This is a genomic window from Microcoleus sp. MON2_D5 (genome assembly GCF_036701905.1).
GTDB lineage: Bacteria > Cyanobacteriota > Cyanobacteriia > Cyanobacteriales > Microcoleaceae > Microcoleus.
This window is the reverse complement of the sequence record NZ_JAUBRM010000055.1, coordinates 30,480-51,354: the sequence shown is the minus strand read 5'-3', so window position 1 is coordinate 51,354 and position 20,875 is coordinate 30,480. Positions and strand designations below refer to the sequence as shown.

16 protein-coding genes, 1 tRNA gene and 1 pseudogene are annotated in these 20,875 nt (G+C 43.7%); 9 read left to right on the top strand and 9 right to left on the bottom strand.

Annotation, left to right across the window (positions count from 1 at the left end; genetic code table 11):
• Positions 1-90: 90 nt before the first annotated feature.
• Positions 91-324 carry a hypothetical protein gene (locus QUA47_RS20345; protein WP_333432083.1) on the top strand — a complete coding sequence of 78 codons (234 nt, stop codon included), beginning with the start codon at positions 91-93 and terminating at the stop codon, positions 322-324.
• 182 nt (positions 325-506) lie between these two features.
• On the opposite strand, the gene QUA47_RS20340 is transcribed toward QUA47_RS20345, so the two are convergent.
• Positions 507-1,583 (bottom strand): DMT family transporter, encoded by a 1,077-nt coding sequence (locus tag QUA47_RS20340; protein ID WP_333432082.1) that lies wholly within the window; start codon positions 1,581-1,583, stop codon positions 507-509.
• Positions 1,584-1,929: 346 nt separating this feature from the next.
• Here QUA47_RS20340 and sppA point away from each other — a divergent pair, with 346 nt between their 5' ends.
• Entirely contained in the window at positions 1,930-2,748 is an 819-nt protein-coding gene (sppA, locus tag QUA47_RS20335; RefSeq protein ID WP_190663313.1) for a signal peptide peptidase SppA, read from the top strand.
• A gap of 253 nt (positions 2,749-3,001) precedes the next feature.
• Complete coding sequence (aroH, locus tag QUA47_RS20330) at positions 3,002-3,427, top strand: chorismate mutase (protein ID WP_333284368.1); 426 nt, start codon at positions 3,002-3,004, stop codon at positions 3,425-3,427.
• A gap of 158 nt (positions 3,428-3,585) precedes the next feature.
• On the opposite strand, the gene crtR is transcribed toward aroH, so the two are convergent.
• Positions 3,586-4,476: a beta-carotene hydroxylase gene (gene crtR, locus QUA47_RS20325; RefSeq protein WP_333284366.1), complete on the bottom strand. Its 891-nt coding sequence runs from the start codon at positions 4,474-4,476 to the stop codon at positions 3,586-3,588.
• 455 nt (positions 4,477-4,931) lie between these two features.
• Here crtR and pyk point away from each other — a divergent pair, with 455 nt between their 5' ends.
• The 3 genes from pyk (at position 4,932) to QUA47_RS20310 (ending at position 7,330) form a co-directional block, all read left to right on the top strand.
• On the top strand, positions 4,932-6,719 hold the full coding sequence (gene pyk / locus QUA47_RS20320; RefSeq protein WP_333432081.1) for a pyruvate kinase: 1,788 nt from the start codon (positions 4,932-4,934) through the stop codon (positions 6,717-6,719).
• Between the two features lie 94 nt (positions 6,720-6,813).
• A tRNA-Thr gene (locus tag QUA47_RS20315) sits at positions 6,814-6,885 on the top strand.
• Between the two features lie 247 nt (positions 6,886-7,132).
• Entirely contained in the window at positions 7,133-7,330 is a 198-nt protein-coding gene (locus QUA47_RS20310) for a hypothetical protein (RefSeq protein ID WP_333432080.1), read from the top strand.
• Between the two features lie 18 nt (positions 7,331-7,348).
• On the opposite strand, the pseudogene QUA47_RS20305 reads toward QUA47_RS20310, so the two are convergent.
• Positions 7,349-7,615: pseudogene (locus tag QUA47_RS20305) on the bottom strand (IS1 family transposase); the annotation flags it as partial.
• 22 nt (positions 7,616-7,637) lie between these two features.
• Positions 7,638-8,327, bottom strand: a complete 690-nt coding sequence (gene lipB, locus QUA47_RS20300; protein WP_333432079.1) for a lipoyl(octanoyl) transferase LipB — start codon at positions 8,325-8,327, stop codon at positions 7,638-7,640.
• A gap of 151 nt (positions 8,328-8,478) precedes the next feature.
• Here lipB and hpf point away from each other — a divergent pair, with 151 nt between their 5' ends.
• On the top strand, positions 8,479-9,132 hold the full coding sequence (hpf, locus tag QUA47_RS20295) for a ribosome hibernation-promoting factor, HPF/YfiA family (protein ID WP_333120983.1): 654 nt from the start codon (positions 8,479-8,481) through the stop codon (positions 9,130-9,132).
• Between the two features lie 174 nt (positions 9,133-9,306).
• Positions 9,307-9,945, top strand: a complete 639-nt coding sequence (locus QUA47_RS20290; protein ID WP_333432078.1) for a Uma2 family endonuclease — start codon at positions 9,307-9,309, stop codon at positions 9,943-9,945.
• 122 nt (positions 9,946-10,067) lie between these two features.
• Here QUA47_RS20290 and QUA47_RS20285 read toward each other — a convergent pair whose 3' ends face one another.
• The 3 genes from QUA47_RS20285 to QUA47_RS20275 form a co-directional block, all read right to left on the bottom strand.
• Positions 10,068-10,526: a peroxiredoxin gene (locus tag QUA47_RS20285; RefSeq protein ID WP_333432077.1), complete on the bottom strand. Its 459-nt coding sequence runs from the start codon at positions 10,524-10,526 to the stop codon at positions 10,068-10,070.
• Between the two features lie 289 nt (positions 10,527-10,815).
• Entirely contained in the window at positions 10,816-11,712 is an 897-nt protein-coding gene (locus tag QUA47_RS20280) for a metal ABC transporter permease (RefSeq protein ID WP_333284356.1), read from the bottom strand.
• A gap of 140 nt (positions 11,713-11,852) precedes the next feature.
• Positions 11,853-12,662: a metal ABC transporter ATP-binding protein gene (locus tag QUA47_RS20275; RefSeq protein ID WP_445302530.1), complete on the bottom strand. Its 810-nt coding sequence runs from the start codon at positions 12,660-12,662 to the stop codon at positions 11,853-11,855.
• A gap of 117 nt (positions 12,663-12,779) precedes the next feature.
• Between QUA47_RS20275 and QUA47_RS20270 the strand changes: the two genes are divergently transcribed.
• Entirely contained in the window at positions 12,780-14,000 is a 1,221-nt protein-coding gene (locus tag QUA47_RS20270) for a metal ABC transporter solute-binding protein, Zn/Mn family (protein WP_445302529.1), read from the top strand.
• 175 nt (positions 14,001-14,175) lie between these two features.
• Here the strand turns inward: QUA47_RS20270 and QUA47_RS20265 are convergent, their stop codons facing one another.
• Positions 14,176-17,814, bottom strand: coding sequence for a helicase-related protein (locus QUA47_RS20265; RefSeq protein WP_333432076.1), 3,639 nt, complete (start codon positions 17,812-17,814; stop codon positions 14,176-14,178).
• Positions 17,811-20,846 carry a hypothetical protein gene (locus QUA47_RS20260; RefSeq protein ID WP_333432075.1) on the bottom strand — a complete coding sequence of 1,012 codons (3,036 nt, stop codon included), beginning with the start codon at positions 20,844-20,846 and terminating at the stop codon, positions 17,811-17,813. Before QUA47_RS20260 ends, QUA47_RS20265 begins: the two co-directional genes overlap by 4 nt.
• Positions 20,847-20,875: the final 29 nt, after the last annotated feature.

The window sequence follows — 20,875 nt, the reverse complement described above, 5'->3', positions numbered from 1 at the left end:
AGGAAGCTCTCTCTAAATTCACCATAATTTCTACTCAGCTAACGCTGAGTAAATTTGTGCTTAGTCTAAACTCCAATATTGCAAGTCACGATGAAAACTCTCCGCGCCGAACTCTGCGGCGATGAAGGGTTGCGCGCTCAATTCAAAGAATATACCAAAAACCCTGGGAGTACGCCTTTACTTACGGGATTAATTGTTGCTATTGTCAGCTTGGGCGCATCGGCCGGAATCCCGATCGATCCTAGTATAGCTACTATTATTGTTCTCTATTTGCTCAAAATTAGTCTCAATATTTTTTGTGAATATACCGATCCAGTAAGTTAGAATTTAGGTTAAATTACTATTGACCTACCAAACGGGAAATCGGCATCTACCTCTTTCAAGAGACAATAAAAAGAGGTACATTGGAATTTACTGTGCGGCCGGGGCGGGTTTATTTATCCTTTTAATTGTTGTCAAGATTGTTGGTAAAACCCGCCCCTCCGAGAATAATGTCCGCAAAAAATCTAAACTTCCGATTCCATTTCGCTTAGCAGCACCTGCACGGGCAACTCTACAGAATCCAACTCTGACGGCTCTAATAAAGCCGCCGTTTCACCTTGAGAATTAACCTTGTCGCCCGATCGCACTTTTCGCAATTTCTCACCCAAAGTATCCCGCTGGTTAATCAAATAAATACTAACCAAAGTCAGCCCAACTCCCATAGATTGCAGCGGATTCAGCACTTCGCCCAAGAACCAATTGCCGAACAGCAAAGCAAATACAGGCGTAAGAAAGGTAAGAGAACTTAAACTTGTTAGACTGCCACTCGAAGCAAAATAAAAGAATAAACCGTAGGCGATCGCACTTCCGAACACAGTAGAATAACCTAACGCCATCCAGCCCGAAAAATCGATATTCACAAACTGTTCGGACTCAGTTGCAGCCGAAATTGCCAACAGCGGCAAACCGCCCAAAATCATGTGCCAACCAGTCGCCACCACCGGGTCAACATACCGGCAAACCCAGCGCACCAAAACCGTACCCACAGCCATCGACAAAGCAGCCAACAGCATCAACCATTCTCCACCCTGAAACAACTGTTCGATACCCCCAGAAACCTGCCTGTTTTCAGGATGAAAAAGCCCCAAAATCCAGCCATCGGGCAACCCGATCAAACTGATGCCAGCAACGCCAATAACTAATCCCAACCAGCCCCAAAAACCAATTTTTTCTTGAAACAGCCACAAACACAAAATCGCCACAGCTAGCGGCTGAGAATCAATCATCACCGAACCCAAGCCGGCACCGGTTTTCGCCAAACCTTCAGCTAAAAAGCCTTGAAACAAAGTAGCGTCAACCAAAGCAAACAGGGAAATCCACAGCCAAGCTTTCCAACCCTGCGGCTGCGGTTTTCCCATGAATGCGGCCGCCAGCAGCACCAACGCACCTGCAGGTATCAAACGCACGACAGCCACAAACAGCGGCGTTGTGTGCGGCATCACCCCCTTCATCGCTACCATCGCGGTTCCCCACAGGAAAAACGGCGCAATTAGCAACAACGGGGCAAAAGGCAATTTTGAATCGGTAAGTTTTAACTGCATGGCGGAGACTCCAAATAATTGATGAGAGTGGCTCTCACGAGAATGATGTAGATTTGTTAAGCAATTTTTACAATTATATATTGGTGTTGAGTTAAATGCGATCGCACCAACCTCGGCAATTATGAACAGGCAAGATGCCTGTTCCACAACAACATCAAGGTGGAACAGGCATCCTGCCTGTTGTGGCAATTATGAACAGGCAAGATGCCTGTTCCACAATCAAGAATTTTCTTGTGCAACAGGCACCTTGCCTGTTGCGAACACAAGCACAGCATCTACCCCGATGAATAAGGCACACTATAAGAAGTTAGCTACAAAAATCCGTAACATTGTCTGTACACTGCCCATGATTTGGCCATTCAAGCCCCGCTACCGCAAACAAATCGCCCGTATCGAAATCACCGGAGCCATTGCCGGAGAAACCCGCAAACGAGTCCTAGAAGCTCTCAAAACCGTTGAAGAACGCAAATTTCCCGCCTTGCTGCTGCGGATAGACAGCCCCGGCGGCACTGTCGGCGATTCCCAGGAAATTTACAGCGCACTCAAGCGTTTGCGCGAAAAAGTCAAAATTGTCGCCAGTTTCGGCAATATTTCAGCTTCTGGCGGAGTTTACATCGGCATGGGAGCCGAGCATATCGTTGCTAATCCCGGTACAATTACCGGCAGCATTGGTGTGATTATCCGGGGCAACAATCTAGAACGGCTGTTAGAAAAAGTAGGCGTTTCTTTTCAGGTGATTAAATCGGGGCCGTATAAAGATATCTTGGCATTCGATCGAGAATTGACCGATCCTGAACAGCAAATTCTGCAAGACTTGATCGACACCAGCTACCAGCAATTCGTGGAAACCGTTGCGGAAGCCCGGAAATTGGCAGTTGAGAAAGTGAAAAGTTTTGCCGACGGTCGGGTTTTCACCGGCCAGCAAGCCTTAGAATTGGGTTTGGTCGATCGACTGGGAACAGAAGAGGACGCTCGCCGCCTTGCCGCCGAACTCGCAGGCCTCGACCCGGAAAAAACCGAGTCTTGCACGCTAGAAAAACAAAAACCTTTCCTAAATCGCGTCTTGGGGAGTAGTCTGGATATATCTAGGCTTTCAGCTTACAATAATTTGCTGGAATTCGAGCTTTCTACTAGCGGTTTGCCGCTGTGGATGTATCGCCCGTGATTAAATAAATTAGTCATTGGTCAGGAGTCAGTAGTCATTAGTTACCCCCTGGATGATTGGGCGATTGAAATGTGTTGACCTCAAACTCCAATGTGGCGCTTCGCCCGTCATAAGCGCTTCGCGCTGGCTTCGCCTACGAGTTCGAGGTCAAACTACACAAACGAAGTCCACTCAAGCGGGGACTAAGAAATAAAGTGGGTATTTAAACCTAATTTAGTATGACTGATGACTAATAACAAATGACTAATGACTAATGACTAATAACAAAAATATGGAGGAAATTTGCGTGGAGTGGCAAGTGCGGGGTATTCGTGGGGCAACTACTGCTAGCGAGAATTCGGTGGCAGCAATTCGAGAAGCGGTGAGAGAATTGTTAGATGAATTAGAAGCAAAAAATGATATAAATCCAGAATTAATTATTAGTGCTACGTTTTCTGCTACTCGCGATTTAGATGCTGTGTTTCCGGCGGCGATCGCCCGCGAACGTCCTCACTGGTGTAATGTTCCTTTGTTGGATGTCCAGCAAATGCACGTTGAGGGTGCTTTGGAACGCTGCATCCGGTTTTTAATTCACGTCAATTGGCCGGCACATACTGAAATTTATCATCCTTATTTGCGGGGAGCTCAAAATTTGCGCCCGGATAGGAATTTAGCGGTGGCGGTGGCTGGGGAAAAATAATAGATTCACTTTGGGCTTGATTTAAAAGTTAACTCACCATTACAGGTGGGTTTATTTTTTACGGGACTTGATAAAGTACAAAACCTGCCCTGGGGATATATGGTTAAAAGCTTTTATTATAAAAAAAACCCGGTTTCTTTGAGAAGCCGGGTTTTTTGTCAATTAGACGCTTTCTTGTGATGCAGCCTAATCCCTAAAAAGATGTCATATATAAAATTCCAAAAGTCCTTTTTCCCTTCCAATATTCCCAAACTTTGAGGGGAACCTTTCTCATCCAACAGCGGCTTCACAGCCTCATAAGCAGGCTTGTAATTGTACCAAGGAATGGAAGGCCACAAGTGATGGATCAGATGATAATTCTGCCCCAAAATCAAGATATTTAGAATAGGACTCGGATATACTCTGGCATTTTTCCAACGATCGCGATCGTGAAACGGACGGTGCGGCAAATAATCAAAAAATAACCCCAACGCCAATCCCACCACCATAGCGGGAGAAAACCAAAAATTCAGCACGTAACCTAAATGGTCGTACTGAATCGAGATATACACGATCGCGATCACAAACAAACGGCTGAGAAACCATTCCAATAATTCGTATTTCCGCCACAGTTTGCGCTTAAAAAAGAAAATCTCGTGGTAAAAAAACCTCGCAGCAATCAACCACAAAGGCCCGCCGGTCGAAACATAATGGTCTGGATCGTTATCTGGGTCATTAACGTGGGCGTGATGCTGCATATGTACCCGCGTAAACACCGGGAAAGCAAAACCCAACATCAGCGCGCTACCGTGTCCCAAAATAGCGTTAACTGTGCGATCGCGATGGGCCGCATTGTGAGACGCATCGTGAATCACAGTTCCAGCCATGTGCAAAGCCAACACGTTCAGCGTAAAACAGCACCACTGCGGCCATCCCCAACACCAGAAACCCAAGTTAGAAATCACGAGAATCGCTACTGCACTCAAAAATAGCAGCAGTGTCGGATTGAAGTCACCGGGAGGACTCAGAAACTCTTTCGGCACTGTCAGCGGCCGTCCTGCCTCCGACATCTTTGTTAAGACTCCTTAATATTTCACACTTGCGTAGTATAAGATACAAGCCAGACAATAGTAAAGTTTTGTCAGGAACCTCAGCCTAAAGGCATGAAAGAACAGAGTCCGATCGCCAGACACTAGCGTCTGCACAAACAGCAAAGTGTTGCTGTTGTGCAAGGATACCAGCGCTAGATTAGCCAAAAGAGCTGAGCAGACCAAAGAAAATAAATGGGTATGTCTGTATTTATGTCAAGCCTGAGAGCGGAAAAAATTGCAAAAAAGAGTGCTCTCCAAGAAAAAATTACCGATCGGTAAAAAGTCAGATATTCTATATATTGTTCAAGACCTGCTCTTTTGACGACTATCACAATTTTTAAGACTTGAGACTAGCGTCATTGCTTGTAGTGCAAAAATGAAACGTTAGCCGAAATTTAAACAAGAAATCCACCTGCCTCCCGAGAACACCGCTGATGCAATTGCCAAAAGCCCTACGCCGGACTAAAATCGTCGCCACCATTGGCCCAGCAACTTCGGACCCACAAGTGCTGCGCCAGCTCATAGAAGCCGGTGCCACAACTTTGCGACTCAACTTTTCCCACGGAACAGAAGAAGACCACCAGCGCAGCATTCGCTTAATCCGGCAAACATCCTTTGAACTCAACCAGCCGGTTGCCATCCTCCAAGACCTCCAAGGCCCGAAGATTCGTTTAGGGCGCTTTGAGACAGGCTCTATAGTTGTCAAAAACGGCGATCCTTTCATTCTCACCAGCCGTCAGGTTCCAGGTACCGAACTCATTTCTTCCGTCACCTACGACCCCCTAGCAGACGAAGTTCCAGAAGGAGCAGTGATTCTGCTTGACGACGGCAAAGTCGAAATGCTGGTCGAAAAAGTAGACCGCGCGGCGCGGGAATTATACTGCCGCGTCGTCGTCGGCGGGCCGCTTTCCAACAACAAAGGCGTGAATTTTCCGGGAGTTTACCTCTCAATTAAAGCGCTGACTGATAAAGACCGCAAAGATTTAATGTTCGGCCTCGACCAAGGTGTCGATTGGGTAGCCCTGAGCTTTGTGCGGAATCCCCAAGATGTGCTCGAAATTAAAGAGCTGATTGCCAGTGCCGGCAAGCAAGTACCGGTGATTGCCAAGATCGAAAAGCACGAGGCGATCGAACAAATGGAGGAAATTCTCACCCTTTGCAACGGCGTGATGGTCGCCCGCGGCGATTTGGGAGTGGAACTGCCCGCCGAAGACGTGCCGATTTTGCAAAAGCGGCTGATTGCTACCTCCAACCGCCTGGGTATTCCGGTAATTACCGCTACCCAGATGCTCGACAGCATGGTCAACAATCCCCGTCCCACCCGCGCCGAGATTTCCGACGTGGCAAACGCGATTCTTGACGGAACAGATGCAGTGATGCTCTCGAATGAAACTGCTGTCGGCAAGTTCCCCGTCGAAGCGGTGGCGACGATGGCGAGAATTGCAGTGCGGATGGAGAGGGAAGGAATTAAGCGGAATATTAGGAATGTAGAAGATATTGGTCGATCGATCCCCAACGGCATCAGCCAAGCAGTCAGCCAAATCTCGGAACAGTTGAACGCGGCGGCCATCATGACGCTGACCAAAACCGGCGCTACAGCCCGAAATGTCTCGAAGTTCCGACCGAAAACTCCGATTTTGGCAATTACTCCTCACGTAGACGTAGCCAGACAACTGCAATTAGTATGGGGAGTTAAACCCCTGCTGGTGCTGGATTTGCCCTCCACCGGCCAGACATTTCACTCTGCCATGACTGTCGCCCAGGAAAAAGAGTTAGTGTGCGACGGAGATTTAGTGGTGATGACCGCCGGTACTCTGCAAGGGGTTGCCGGATCGACGGATTTGATCAAAGTTGAAGTAGTGACAGCAGTTTTAGGCAAAGGCACCGGTGTCGGTTTGGGATCGGTAAGCGGCATGGCCAGGGTTGCTCGCACTGCTGCGGATGTAGGCAATTTCCACCCTGGAGAAATTTTGGTAGTGGAACACACCAGTGTCGCTTTTGTGGAGATGATTCGGAAAGCAGCAGGTGTGGTGACGGAGGAGGACAGTTTGACTTCTCACGCCGCGATTATCGGTTTGCGCTTGGGCGTGCCGGTGATGGTGGGCGTAAAGAATGCCACGCGGGTAATTCGGGACGGAACTATGCTGACGCTCGATATGCAGCGGGGTTTGGTTTATTCCGGGGCCAGAGGCGGCTCAACTGACGCGGAAGTGACCGTTTAACTGTTGGTGAGCTAGGAGTTGTGGAGTTTTGAATTAAATTCTACAACTCCTTGCTTTTTTCGCTTAGGTTGTGCTATGATTCAAAATTGTCTGTGCCGATGTAGCTCAGGGGTAGAGTATTCGATTCGTAATCGAACGGTCGTGGGTTCAAATCCCACCATCGGCTTTGGGTTTCAGCGATTTCTGTCTACGCTTTCGTCTATGACTGAGCTAAAACTGAGCTCAAAACGCAGTTTAACTGCTCAAAAATGCTCTCGGCAAAGTAGCCGAGAGCATTTTTATTTGCCCTAAATCCTTGTGTGGTGGAGATGGTGAATTTTTTAAATCAAAAGTTAAACCTGAGTTCGTGAAAATGGCGTCATAAACCGAGTTAATGACCTGGCAGTAACAAGTTCGAGCCACAAAATGCGTGAATGGCGATCGCGTGCATCAGCCAAGCATCGCGCAAAAATAGGGTAAAATTGCGATCGAAGCGTCACAGTATGTTGAACATTCAGCAGCCCCTGCAAAAAGCATCTGAGGTGAGAGTAGAAAACTTAGATTATCTGGGCTTAGTAGCAGGTCTAATTGATGACCTAGGAATCTTCCCAAAAATCGGTAGTCCTGCATAGTCAGTATAATTAGGGGTATTATTTTATAGATAAACGGGCGTTATACTCATGAATAAAATACCAAAGAGATCCAATGTGATTGGAGAGTGTTTTAGAGAATTAAAGAGTTTTTTTGACCCTACGAGATATTCTTTGTCTCATCATATTATTAAATCTTTCTAGAGAGTTTGTCAGACTCGTATCCTTTCCTACTAATCTGTGTCTTTTTTGAGGAAAAAGTATCCCATAAGCACGCCAAAAATCTGTAGAACTTACAGCAAATTGACGATATACTGCGAGCAATGCTGTGTCCTTACGGGAAGCTTTTTTAGATTGGTATTAGTTCCGATCGCACAATTTCCACTGCAAAAACGCGAGCAAACTCAGCGACAAGGATCGATCGCACTCGATCGACCTCAATTCCCGGAATAAACTGCTCTAAACTTCCAACAGGTCGATCGGGAATCCCGCAAGGTACAATTTGCCCAAAACCTCCGAGATCCGGACAAACATTTAAGGCAAAACCGTGCATCGTAATCCAGCGGCTGACTTTAATGCCGATCGCGCCTACCTTGCACCCATCTACCCAAACCCCAGTCATACCGGGAACCCGCGAACCCTTCAACCCGCAAACTTCCAGCACCCCCAGCAGCACTTCCTCCAACTGCCGCAAATACCAGTGCAAATCTTGTTGGTGACGGCGCAAATTTAAAATCGGATAGCCCACCAATTGGCCCGGACAGTGGTAAGTCACCTCGCCGCCCCGCTCAACTCGGTGCAGTTCCGCCCCAGTTTGACTTGGGTCAAATTTCAGAAATTCCAAATTTGCTCCCATTCCCAAAGTGTAAACCGGCGGATGTTCCAGCAAAATCAGGACATCTGGCAAATCAGGCGTCTCGCGGCGTTCTTGCACGAGTTTTTGCTGGACTTCCCAAGCTTTGGAGTAGGGCACTTGTCCCCAATCGAGGAGTAAGCAGGGTTGTGCATTTAGCTGTTGAGGGATGAGAGGAGAAATCATGAAAAAAATCAAGAGTGTATTTACGGAATATTGGCGCAGATTAAATCAAGAATTGTCAACATATAATAAAAGATTTGGAAGATAAGTGTTTTCCAGAATACATAGTGCTACTGTGTAAAATATACCCACGTTACAGAAGGGAGGGAGCTCTATGAAGCTTGTTATCCAGGGTAAGAATATAGAAATCACCGATGCGATTCGCGAGTACGTCAATCAAAAGGTTGAAAAGGCAGTTAGCCATTTTCAAACTTTGACTACAGAAGTGGACATACATCTATCGGTGGCTCGTAACCCCAGGATCAATCCTAAGCAGACTGCTGAGGTGACAATTTATGCTAACGGCAGCGTGATTCGGGCTGAAGAAAGCACGGAAAGCCTTTATGCTAGCATCGATTTGGTTGCCGACAAGATAGCTCGTCAACTGCGGAAATTTAAGGAAAAACGCCACGACAACAAGACCCAGAGTAGTGCCAAAACGGTTACGGTAGTTGATGAACATCCTGTAGTAGCGGATCTGATTGGCGATCGAACTCCCGAACTTCCTGCTGAGGTGGTGCGAACTAAGTATTTTGCCATGCCTCCAATGACTGTGCAAGAAGCTTTGGAACAATTGCAGATTATCGATCACGATTTCTATATGTTCCGTAATGCGGAAACAGGCGAAATTAACGTGCTCTACGAACGCAAGAGTCACAGCGGCTATGGAGTTATTCAACCGCGCCACAGCAACGGTAACGGTAATAGCAAAAATGGCAAAACTGCCGAAAGCGCTACATCGGAAAAATCGAGTGTTGCGAAAAGCTAGATAATTGCTGAGTGCTAATTGTTAATGGCTGCAAGCCGTTAGCAAAAAAGGACTAAAGTCCTTACTACGAACCACAAGTTTTTAGTAAGAACTTTAGTCCTTTCTTGTTTTTTAAGATCGTGATTCGTAGTAAGGACTTGGGCGATATTTCCTAGAGAAAATGGATGAACAATTATGCTATTGGAGTTAAGACAATTAAAGATTCAACCGGGTCAGCAATTACTGGTTGAGGATGTGAACTGGCAACAATTTGAAAGTATTTTGGCGGAATTGGGAGAACGTCGTGCTTCCCGACTTTCCTATAGTAACGGACGGTTAGAAATTATGGTTCCTCTGCCCGAACATGAAAAAGCCAAAGAAATTATTGGCGACATGGTAAAAATTTTGTTGGAAACACGACAAATAGCATTTGAGCCGTTAGGTTCGACAACGTTGAAAAATGAACGCATGAGTCAGGCTGTCGAACCGGATACCTGTTTTTACATTCAAAATCAAGCAGCCGTTATCGGTAAAAATCGCCTCGATATGAGTGTTGATCCACCCCCAGACTTAGCTCTAGAAATTGATCTTACCTCCCGCACGCAGTTGGATAATTATCAAATTCTAGGAGTGCCGGAACTTTGGCGATACGCACGGCGAGGGCTACAAATCAACGTCTTGGAAGCCGAACACTATATTGAGTCTGATGTTAGTCCCACTTTCCCCAATATCCCGATTATCGAACTGGTGAATCAGTACACTCAACAGAGTCAAGTTGCTGGTAGAACCCACGCTATTCAAGCTTTTAAAAATTGGGTACGGGAAAACCTCTAGTCTTATAATTTCCGTTCTCCCTAAAAACCCTTAGTTCGCAGTCAGGAATTTAGTTTTTTCTTGTTTTTTAGACAAGGAGGACTTTCGTCCTCACTACCAACAATATATTGAAGCACATCCATCTAAATTTTGATGGTGTCTAAAGTTTTGAGTGCTTCTGCAACGTGTGCTTTGAAGTCTAACATGGAGTCAAAAATATGCTTGACAACGCCTTCTTTGTCCATGACATAAGTTACTCTACCGGGCATAATCCACAGTGTAGCTGGAACTCCGTATAATTGCCGCACTTTGTTGCCAGTATCGCTCAGCAGTGTAAAGGGTAGCTGATACTTGGAGGCAAATTTTTGGTGCGATTGTTGCGAATCTTCGCTAATTCCTATGACTTCTGCACCTGCGTCTTTGAAAACTTCATAACTATCTCGAAAAGCGCAAGCTTGGGTGGTGCATCCGGGTGTGTCATCTTTGGGATAAAAGTAGACTATGACGTTTTTTTTACCTTTAAAATCTTTGAGGCTGACTGATGTGCCCGTTTGAGATGGTAAGGTAAAATCGGGTGCGGTGTCTCCTACTTTGACTGTCATGTTTTTTTAACTGAGTAGCTCTGTTTGGGTAAAAATTTAACTTTTGTTATTGTACAGTTTTTTTGAGCAATAGTTCATAGTTGCGATCGCCCGGTTCGGTATTATCCGATTCTTGCTTTCTCGCACTCCTAAAAAAAACCCTTTTTACCAAATCTCGATGCAGCCGACGATTCGCAGTTACGCGGATTAATTCGAGAGGCTTTTTTGAACGGCACATCCACGGGGATTAACCAAGATTCTGATTAACAATGGGAGGGGCGGCGCTGAAGCGTTACTACAAAGTTAATTGTTATCGGCCTTTAGTTAAATTTTTTAATTCCCGCCAGATTGGAGGAATTTGGCCGGAGTGTGTGCGTGGCTGAGTGAGGATTCCTTGAGTGGGACTGAACAGCAATGATAACACAAAGAATCCCGATGCAACTAAAACTATTGCGGGCCCGGATGGTAAGTTATAGAAGTAGCTGAGATACATTCCGCTAATGCTGGAAATAACTCCGATTATTGCGCCTAAAATCATTACTTGATGCAGGCGAGTGACTAGGAGATAGGCCGTACTTGCGGGTGTAATTAATAGGGACAATACTAGCACTACGCCAACTGCTTTGAGGCTGGCAACTATGGTGAGGGCGATGAGTACCATCAGTCCGAAGTTGAGCAGGTTTACTGGCAAACCTGTTGCTTGCGCTCCTAATGGATCGAATGTGTAAAATAGCAGTTCTTTGTAAAAGAATACTACAACTAATAAGACTAGGGCGACAATCAAGGCTGTGTCGATCGCATCTTGGGGGGTAACGCCGAGGATGTTGCCGAAAAGAAAGTGGTTGAGGTCGATTTTGTTGTCTTTTTGGACGATCGTAATTAGGGTGATGCCGAGGGCGAAGAATGCCGAAAATACGATGCCCATTGCCGCGTCTTCTTTGATTGTCGATCGAGCTTTGATCCAAGCTATGATTACTGTACTCAAAACTCCGGCAATGAACGCGCCGATAAAGATATTTGCTCCGAGGATAAATGCGATCGCCAATCCGGGCAAAACCGAGTGGCTGATGGCGTCTCCGAGCAAGGCCAGCCGCTGTACCATTAGGTAGCTGCCGACGATCGCGCAGACGATGCCGACGAGAATGGCAATTATGAGCGATCGCTGCATGAATCCGTACTGCAACGGCTCAATTAAGGTTTGTATCATAAAATTATAAAATTACAGTTAACTAATGACTAACAATCAAAGCAACCCGGTTTAACCGGAGATTTATCGTTGCCAAACCCAATATTATCCAAGAAACTGGGTTCAAAAGCGTAACTCCTAGATTAATGACTGCTGGCTAATTAAGCTGCTTGTCCGGCAAAGAACATTACTTGTCCGCCGTAGGCGCGGTAAAGGTTTTCTTGGGTTAGCACTTCTTGGCGGGGACCAGCGGCAATCACTTCTGTATTTAGCAAAATTAAATCGTCAAAATTGGTGATTGATTCGCCTAAGTCGTGGTTTACTACTAAGACGATTTTCCCGGCATTTGCTAGTTGGTGGAAGATGTCAAAAATGATATTTTGAGTTTTTTGGTCAACGCCGACAAACGGCTCGTCAAAGCAGAAAATAGCGGCTTCTTGGGCTAATGCTCTAGCGAGAAATACTCGCTGTTGCTGTCCGCCGGAAAGTTGTCCGATCGGTCTGTCTTTGTAAGCACTCATCCCTACTCTTTCTAAGGCATCGGCAGCGGTGCGGCGGCTAGCTGCCGAAAAGCGGCGAAACCATCCGGCTTTTCTGACTCTTCCCATCATCACGACATCCCAAACGGTGGCGGGATAGTTCCAGTCAATTTGCGATCGCTGGGGCACGTAGGCTACTGTTTCGAGTCGATCGGCGATCGCTTCTTCGCCCCAGGTAACAGTGCCGCGATCTGTGGGAATTAAGCCCAACATTGCTTTGATTAGGGTGCTTTTGCCGGCACCGTTGGGGCCAATAATACCCGTCAGCCTTCCCGGTTTGACGGAAAGATTGATATCTCGGAGTGCCTCTACCGTGCGGTAGTTTACTGCTAAGTGCTTAACAGCGATAATTTGAGTATCGGTAGCGCTGTCTTTGAGGTGGCAAACCATTTTAGACCAAGGATTCTCGTTGGGGAAGGTGGCGGTATTCATTGGGGTGACTCTATCTCCTTTTTATTAAGTTTACTGTAAAAATGAAAAGAATATGAAATCATCGGTAAATAGGAATAATCGGCAACGCACCAGAGGTAGATAATGCGACAGTCCAAGATGGAAACCCCTCAAACCATAGGTTTTGTGGCGAAAATCTCAAGTAGGTTAAAACTTATATCTTCCACCATTCTCAAAGATCGCGATCTGGGCGGGCTATTCACCCATCCCACCAGAGTATTGAATCATTGTGAAACAGGCATCTGGCCTGTGGTGGAGAAGAGTGCAAAATGTGAGTTAAAACCAACGACAATTGTGAAGCAATCCTATCCAGAGGAGTTTAGGGGTGAGTCGGGCATTGAAACCGCCCGCCCTGGATTGGACAAGTCCAAGGTATTTTGGATGAGAACTATTGCCTGCGGCATTTTGACTTTGGGTTTATTTAGTTGCGCTCAAACTCAGGGCGATCGCCTCTCTCCAGAGGCAGATGCTAAACCCAAGGTAGTTGCTACCAGCACAATTATTGAGGATTTGACCGATCGACTAGCGGATGGCGAAGTTCAGCTAACAGGAATTTTGCAGCCGGGAACCGATCCTCACGTTTACGAACCGGTGCCAAAAGATTCTCAAGCTTTAGAACAAGCTAACTTAATTTTGTATAACGGTTACAATTTGGAACCGGGATTAATTAGAATGATGAATGCCGCCGGAATTAAGGCGCGGAAATTAGCAGTGGGGGAAGTTGTCAAGCCTTTGCTATTGAATAAACAAGGGAATACCGTACCCGATCCGCACGTTTGGGGAAATGTGGAAAATGCAGTTCAAATGGTGGAAGCAATTCGGGATGCGCTAATCGAAGTGTCGCCGGAAGATCGGGAGAAGTTTACGCAGAATGCTGTGAAACTTACTGAAGAGTTAAAACGTTTGGATAGTTGGATCGAACAAGAGATTAAAACTATTCCCGAAAATCAGCGCAAATTAGTCACAAGTCACGATGCTTTTCAATATTACAGCCGCGCCTACGGATTGGGAGATGCTAACAGTTTGATCGGGATTAGTACGGAGGAACAGCCGAGCGCTCAAACGGTGCAAAAGTTAGTAGAATCGGTGAAAGCTGCAGGAGTTCCTGCTATTTTTGCCGAGACTACAATTAACCCGCAACTAATTAAAACAGTGGCGGAGGAAGCGGGGGTGAAATTGGCGGCGCAGCAACTTTATTCGGATTCGATAGGGGCGGCAGGAAGCGAGGGCGATTCTTATGTGAAAATGATGTCGGCTAATACTCGCGCCATCGTCGAAGCTTTGGGGGGGAAATACACGCCGTTTGAAGTTAGCAAGTAGCAAGTAGGGTGCGTCTGAAGAGTTTTATTTTATGTGCGGATAGGGTGACAGCTAACTGATAGCAGTTTCAAACAAGAATGCAACTGTAGGTAAACTCCAAACCCCGATAGTCATCCATGATTCCCAATCTAAAATCTAAATAAAATCTAAAATGGTATGACGCACCCGACAAGTTTCAGTTTACCTGCTTCGACAAAATTAAATTAAGCACGTTCAACTCGTTGGAACTTAAAAGATATTTATCTGTAAATATTTTTCCCCTCATCTGCTCTAAACTGTAACTTCTAAACACAACAAACGGGAAATTTTGATACTTATCTCCTATAGGCAGAACATTACCGACAGGATATAGTGCCCGGACATATGCAGTCAAGATATCTCGAAAATGTTGGTATTTCGGTTCTTCCGGGTTGGTGGCAAAATATTTGCTGAATACTTCACCAGCAATAAATACAAACAATGGCAAGGCATAATACTGGTCATTACGCTGGCTGCTTTGCTCAAATCTCTGTGTTTTATTAACAGGCTCCCTCAGTTTTTTCACTAACTCTATAGCATCCTTAATCGCAAATTGCAAACTCTCTGGATATGCACTGTTACGGCTAATTTCCTGCATATTTTGCCAAAGTTGACCGTTAGCATGGGTGGCGATATTGACGAGGGACATCGTGTAGGTTTCCTCTAAGATTTTGGAGGAAATAGGCACCACTAACAAACCGCCACTAATGTAGCCGAGTTCGAGGTTGCTAAGGCTCAATAACTGCTCGAAACCTTTACTTACTAACTGGGAAAACTCACTGTTAAAAAAATCGCGCTGTGAAAGATACGAAGTCTGAGATTTACCGCTGGAGTCAACATTATCTCTCAATTCAAAATCAGCTTGACCCAGCAAATCTTCTAGACTGCTATAGACTTGTTGTAAACGCCGATCGCTCCTGTGACTCCTGTGTTCGCTCTTCAACTGATCGATTAACTTTTTCATTTGGGATGAGAATGTTTCACCAGCAGCTAACACAGACTTGCCACCGATCGGTATTATAATAAATTTATCTTGACCGATTTGGCCGCAACCATAAATTCGTGTCGTTATAGATGCTTTCAAAATCAACAGGATATTTAAAAGACTCAATTTGCTTTCCTGTATAGATATCTCCTGGTTGTCTTCAAAATAAACTGAACGCTCGCCCAAATAGAAAATTAATTCTTTGTCCTGATTATCAATCTCATCATCCCCGCGACCCCTATAAATCACCTGAATCACTTCCATCAGGTTTTTTTCTATTTCAAACCGGGGAATTTCAACCAAAATGTGTTTAGCCTTGGGAAAAGATAGCCCCCGACTACCTGAAGCAGTCATAAACACTACTTTCACCTTTTTTTTGCATTTTTGGATTAACTCTTTTTCCTCCTCACCAATGTTAACGTGTATTTCTATATAATCTGTTCCTTTTTGAAACCGACCTCGATGCTCTCTAATTTTATCTATTAATTTTCCCAATCTTTGTTTGTCCTGAATATAGACTATCAGTTGCTCAACATCAGAGCGTTTTAAGAGAGCTTCTATATCCTCTAAGATTTCATCTTGCATTTTGTTTACTAAATTATTATCTCGCTCTACCAAAGCGTCTTCAATAAACTTACAAGACTCGACAAAAACTTTATAGGTGATACCTAAACTTTTGGCAGGATAGGAGTTAGCATTGATAACAGTTGCGTCAGTACCTTTAAACTTAAAATCCTCCTCGGACAGAGGAAAAGCAGGATTTGAAGCCCTGCGAAAATAGATTTTATCAGGTTCAGCCGAGGGATCGTCCAAGTGTTGGTTAATTACAGCAGGATCAACTATAGAAGCATCTGCAACAATCACTTTTGTGTTAAACCCGTGTTGCGAATTATCCCTCAATCCATACCTGGCTAGAATATCGTTGATGCCGTTTAAAAACTCTACTCCTCCCTCATCTCCTGTAATTTCATCTATCATGATAAACAAATGCTTAAGGCGACTAGATATATCTTTCATGCGATCGGGAAGAACTAAATTTTCGCTTTCGATGTAAGCATTCCTAAAAATTTTTTCAAAATGTTTTAAGGTGTCGCCTGCATCCGTTTTCTTTAAAGATTGGATGGAAACAGTAGCGACAATGTTGTTTGAATGTCCACCATTTATCAGGGTAGAGATGGCTTCACAAATGCTGTTGAGTACGCCCTTAGTTTTCAGTCCAGTATCTTTAATAACATTTTCTGTTTGCCTGTTGAGTCGGTCCGATCGCCTACCTTGACGCTCATTTTGTCTCCTATCTTCAAACTGAACAGCCTGCAATCTAAAATTTTCTTGATGCTGATTTGAGAGATACTGCACAGTATATTGACCGTCGCTATCTTTAATTAGGTCGCTATGAGTATTGATGGCGAATAGTTTGTCATCGCACAAACAGTCAGTACCTGCTTTTTTAAAATTGTCGATGATATCTAGATTTACTTGCTTCCGGGGGCTGACATAAAAGAAGAGAAATCCATCGTCCATGTGATTTTTGAGAAAATTGGCGATCGCAGTTGTCTTGCCAATACCGGGATTGCCAGTCAAAAAGATATAAGTAGCGGCAGATTCTAGAGCTTTTTCTATGAGTTGAGCATGAGCATCCCGCAGTTTCACAGTGCCGCTCAATCCTAACTGCTGCATCAATTCATCCGGTACAATTCCCACCGAGTTGAAAAAATCCTCAAGTTGCTCTCTATGACGCACAACATTTATTTTGTCTGCTGAAATTGCTAACAGATCGTCAACAAACTCTTGACCGCGAGCGAAACTGTGGTAAGCACTCCGCTTGATTTTATTTAGAACTTTCCTGCGAGCATCGTTTATCTCTTCATCCTTTAAATCATGCTTGTAAATCAGACGACAAGTTTTCAAAACATCTAAATTTTCGGGACGGACAGACATAGCACTAATTCCGCGATCTGTATATCCCACCGCATTAAATATCACCTGCGAATCGTCAGCAAGTATCCCCGTCTCTCGGAGAAATTCATAAAAACTATGAGCGTAGCCGCCAGCCTGAATTAACTTAGCACTCTCCTTGTCATCATACTTAAAAGCAGTAAAGTAAGTCTTCAAGCCTTCTGAAAACTCGACTTTACAACTTTCAGTATCTATGCGAAGTTGAGAAAACACGCTTTTCGATCGCAAGTAATTAATATCTCGTCCCAACGAACGCCTGATAATCTCTAAATAGTCCAGATTTGTAACATCCTCAGATGTCCTAATCGAAAACACAGACAAGTCTACACAAAGAATCCTAAAGTGCTTCTGGCGATATCGCAGCAATATTAGAGTATCCGCTCTCAGAAACTCGCCTTTCTGTTTGTAACGTCTAATATACTGAGAAATATTTTCAATCGGGTCAAATTGAGATAAAACTTCTCCAAACCACTGTTCCTCACCTTTAGTGTAAGTGCCAATACTGCTCTCATCGCAAAAACAGCACTGGTAATACAAAATTTCCAGATGTCGCAGTTTGTTTGGCTCGTTCCAACCTGTAGATTCCAGGTACTCTCTAAAAAAGTTTAAACCTGATATAAAACCTTTTTGTAGGAAAAATACGCTCCACTTTTCAGCCATCTTCCTTTCCAAGGGACTGATTATTTTATCGGTAATTTTTCTCAGCATCTTCGGAAAGCTTAACTGCTGCAATTCCTGAAGGTATAAGTTGTCAAAATTATGCTTAATTTTCTTCTCTTTAATGCAGGCAATAATCCCAATATTAAACCCTAGTTCAAACAAACGCCCTAAATCTTCTGCTATCTTAGATTTCATGACTGTGTGCCTCCTTCCGGTGTATTTAATACTTCTTTAACTTTAGTTAAAAACGCCAAGGCATTAAACTCCGCATTTCCTCCCATATGCTTGTACAAAGATAGCGTGCCTACTGATTGATCTCCAATCAGGTTTTCATAAGGGTCTAGTTTAAAACTGATTTTACCAGTTCTACCACTTTCTTTTTCGTATCTCGAAAAGTGGAACAAAGTCAAATACTGCAAAATGTCATTTTTGAGTTGAGTATTAGAAATTAATCCCTGATGAATATGTTCATCATCTAGTATATCTTTATAAATATTTAACAAAGTAGCATAGGAAATTACACCCCTATAGTTGCGTTCTGCCTCTGAACCTACTATCAGTCCGTTAAACAGGTTAAAAAATACAACTGAGCGCTTGCTAGGATCTTTGACTAGAGCTGTCAATTCCAGCGTATCCTGAATGTACAAAGAATTTACTCCCAATGTTTCTGATAGCTTGACCGCATAGTATTTATCAAAAAACATCGGATAAATTTTGATATCTTTACAATTTTCCTTAAAATCCTTAAAATATTTAATCACATCTTTCGACATGAAGAATAAAGCATCTTCTTTTTGAGTCATGTGCAAGGTACTAGAATAGGGAGCTTTGGCAATATAAAGAAAGTGCCTGAATCCCAATTCGTAAACTTCCCCTATTTGATCCCGCACAACTGTAGGTTCTTTAAACATCTGTTCGTGTTCGTAGGTTTCAGAGAATGTTTTGAGCAATTGTAGCCTCACAGAACCATCCTTTTGACACCTCGCTCCGACAATTTCTCCCTGCAAATTCGACAGCTTTTGCTCGCTATTCCACTTAGCATCGCTTTCCCGACTGGAAACTATAACTATAGCGAGTTTATCCAGTTCTTTTGGAGAGTCTGACTCGTTGTCAAAGGTAAACTTTTTAGGCAGCACAGAATACAGAGAACTCATCACATTGGCAGCTTTGTATTCTATATTCCTGATATCAACACCCTGAGAATTAGAACGATGTTCCTCATTTAGTAAATGCGACAACCTTTTAGATAAAGAACGCATGAACTCTTCTACGGGCGAATCAGATTGTTGGTTACTAAGTTGTAGCCGCAGTATGGGAATGAATAATCTACTCTGCTTTTCCAAAAGTAGCTTCAGGGAAGTATATGCAAGTAAATCGAAAGTAAACCGATACACAAAAATTTTTTTATCCTCCCATTTATTGCTAGCTAGGCTGTAGGGAAAAGCAACTAATTTTCGTTTTTTAAACAGGTTATCATATGTTTTTCGGGACAAGTCCTCTTTTGGCATTAGCAGCACTGGTAGAGCTTTAACACCTGTGATATCATACTCCATACTGAAGCTTTGTAAGTCATCAGTAGAAAAATAATGAACATCACTAATTTCAATTTGAGCTGTCAGAGTACACAGGGAATTTTGAGCAGCATTTGCTTTACCAATAGCTATATATTTTAAGGCTTTTTTGTGTTTGCTTCCGAAAACCGGCTGAAAAAATGTAGAGTTTGTAGAAATCTTGTCAATACTCTGCTCTAAAATGCTGCTTTTTACCGAAATGTGGAGCGGAAATTCTTTCGGTAAATTCTTTTGTTTTAGAAGTTTTTGCAGGAGATTTTTGAGCGTGTCTATTTTAGAGGCAATGTTATATTGTTCAAAATATTTTTTGATGTCTTGTAAAACTATTTTTTTCGCTGATTCATCAGACCCGTTAAAAGTTTTTAGTACGTTTTCTTCAAATTCTGGAATAGGATTGTATTTTAAGTCCGAGTTAACTGTATAACCCTCTGATGAGGGGTCTTTTCCGGCAAAAACGAAGTAGTACAAAAATACTAACTTCAATAGCTTTCTAGCAAAAATTTCTTTTCTAGCAGGCTTATCAAGTTCGGCTTTGTGTTCCTCACTTTCAGGGTCAAGCAGATTGAGATAATACTCAAAGACTGTTTTGCCACCATAGGCTTGAACTGGGTTATTAAACTTGAGCTTTAGTCCAAAAACAAACTGAATATCTCCCTTATTTTCGTCTTTGGTTTCTCCTAAATATCCTTCTATTTTGGGAATAATCGGCAGCATATCGAATGCTTCAGCACGAGCAAAAGCATCTCGGTAATTCAAGTCGGTGCCCGCATAGTTGACCGAGTAATCACCGTCGCCTTTTTCGAGATTGCTGATATATTTATCAATGAGCTTGAGACGCCGGATTAGGTCTTCTAAATAGATTACCCCCTCATTATTTGACGCGCTATTGCTTGTGCTAACGTTGTCTTGGAGAAATTCTAAATAACATATCTGTGCCTGTTTTTTTAGTTTGCCGATACTTTCGGTATCTACAATTTCTTTGAGTTTGTAAAAATCTGATTTAGAGTCTTCCTCTAAGTCTCTAAGAATATAATCCAAGTCTTCGCGCTGGCTGTCATTAGCACTAGCAAACTGAGATTTGATATAATTTTGTAAGCCTTGCTTTAGCTCGGCGTTGAACTTGTCAGTGTTTCCAACGGTGATAGTTAGTTTGTGAAATTTTAGCAGTTCTTTGCTGCTACCATTTTTTTTGATACTCAATCGCTGCTTTTGCAACCCTGAATATTTTCCAAATGGATAGCTAAAGTCTAACTTGGCATAGGGACTCTTGAGTTTCGGCAAATCTGTAATTAAGCTAGCCACAAACTGTTTGATATCAAGCTGTTGATTATGTTGCTTAATTGCCGAATCCAACAAAGCTTGCAAACTATTTTTAATCTGTGTAATTTGACCTGGAAAACGTTCTTTGAAACCAGGAGTAAAATTGACTGTGGCAGTACGAACACTGCGCTCGGAAGCACCTAAAGGATTTTCTATCGGCAAACCTGCGACTTCTTCGGATATGCTGTCAATGTCGATGAGCAGGCGATCGCCATTACCCTGTATGCTAAAAGGGTTCTGAGTCTGCCGCTTCCCTAAAACTTCTAGAATCTTTTCCAATAAGTCCCCACAGTCAACCGCAACTAAATCCCCGTCTGCCATTCTTAGGGTATTCACTCTGCAACCTCCTCGCACCGCTTGACAAC

Bases quoted from the DNA above. Each gene is read 5' to 3' on its own strand.
- QUA47_RS20285 (WP_333432077.1), bottom strand. From the start codon at position 10,526: ATGACAGTCAAAGTAGGAGACACCGCACCCGATTTTACCTTACCATCT.
- QUA47_RS20340 (WP_333432082.1), bottom strand. From the start codon at position 1,583: ATGCAGTTAAAACTTACCGATTCAAAATTGCCTTTTGCCCCGTTGTTG.
- QUA47_RS20265 (WP_333432076.1), bottom strand. From the start codon at position 17,814: ATGAAATCTAAGATAGCAGAAGATTTAGGGCGTTTGTTTGAACTAGGG.
- QUA47_RS20280 (WP_333284356.1), bottom strand. From the start codon at position 11,712: ATGATACAAACCTTAATTGAGCCGTTGCAGTACGGATTCATGCAGCGA.
- hpf (WP_333120983.1), top strand. From the start codon at position 8,479: ATGAAGCTTGTTATCCAGGGTAAGAATATAGAAATCACCGATGCGATT.
- QUA47_RS20270 (WP_445302529.1), top strand. From the start codon at position 12,780: ATGGAAACCCCTCAAACCATAGGTTTTGTGGCGAAAATCTCAAGTAGG.
- QUA47_RS20275 (WP_445302530.1), bottom strand. From the start codon at position 12,662: ATGAATACCGCCACCTTCCCCAACGAGAATCCTTGGTCTAAAATGGTT.
- sppA (WP_190663313.1), top strand. From the start codon at position 1,930: ATGATTTGGCCATTCAAGCCCCGCTACCGCAAACAAATCGCCCGTATC.
- crtR (WP_333284366.1), bottom strand. From the start codon at position 4,476: ATGTCGGAGGCAGGACGGCCGCTGACAGTGCCGAAAGAGTTTCTGAGT.
- QUA47_RS20310 (WP_333432080.1), top strand. From the start codon at position 7,133: ATGGCGATCGCGTGCATCAGCCAAGCATCGCGCAAAAATAGGGTAAAA.
- aroH (WP_333284368.1), top strand. From the start codon at position 3,002: ATGACTAATAACAAAAATATGGAGGAAATTTGCGTGGAGTGGCAAGTG.
- lipB (WP_333432079.1), bottom strand. From the start codon at position 8,327: ATGATTTCTCCTCTCATCCCTCAACAGCTAAATGCACAACCCTGCTTA.
- pyk (WP_333432081.1), top strand. From the start codon at position 4,932: ATGCAATTGCCAAAAGCCCTACGCCGGACTAAAATCGTCGCCACCATT.
- QUA47_RS20345 (WP_333432083.1), top strand. From the start codon at position 91: ATGAAAACTCTCCGCGCCGAACTCTGCGGCGATGAAGGGTTGCGCGCT.
- QUA47_RS20290 (WP_333432078.1), top strand. From the start codon at position 9,307: ATGCTATTGGAGTTAAGACAATTAAAGATTCAACCGGGTCAGCAATTA.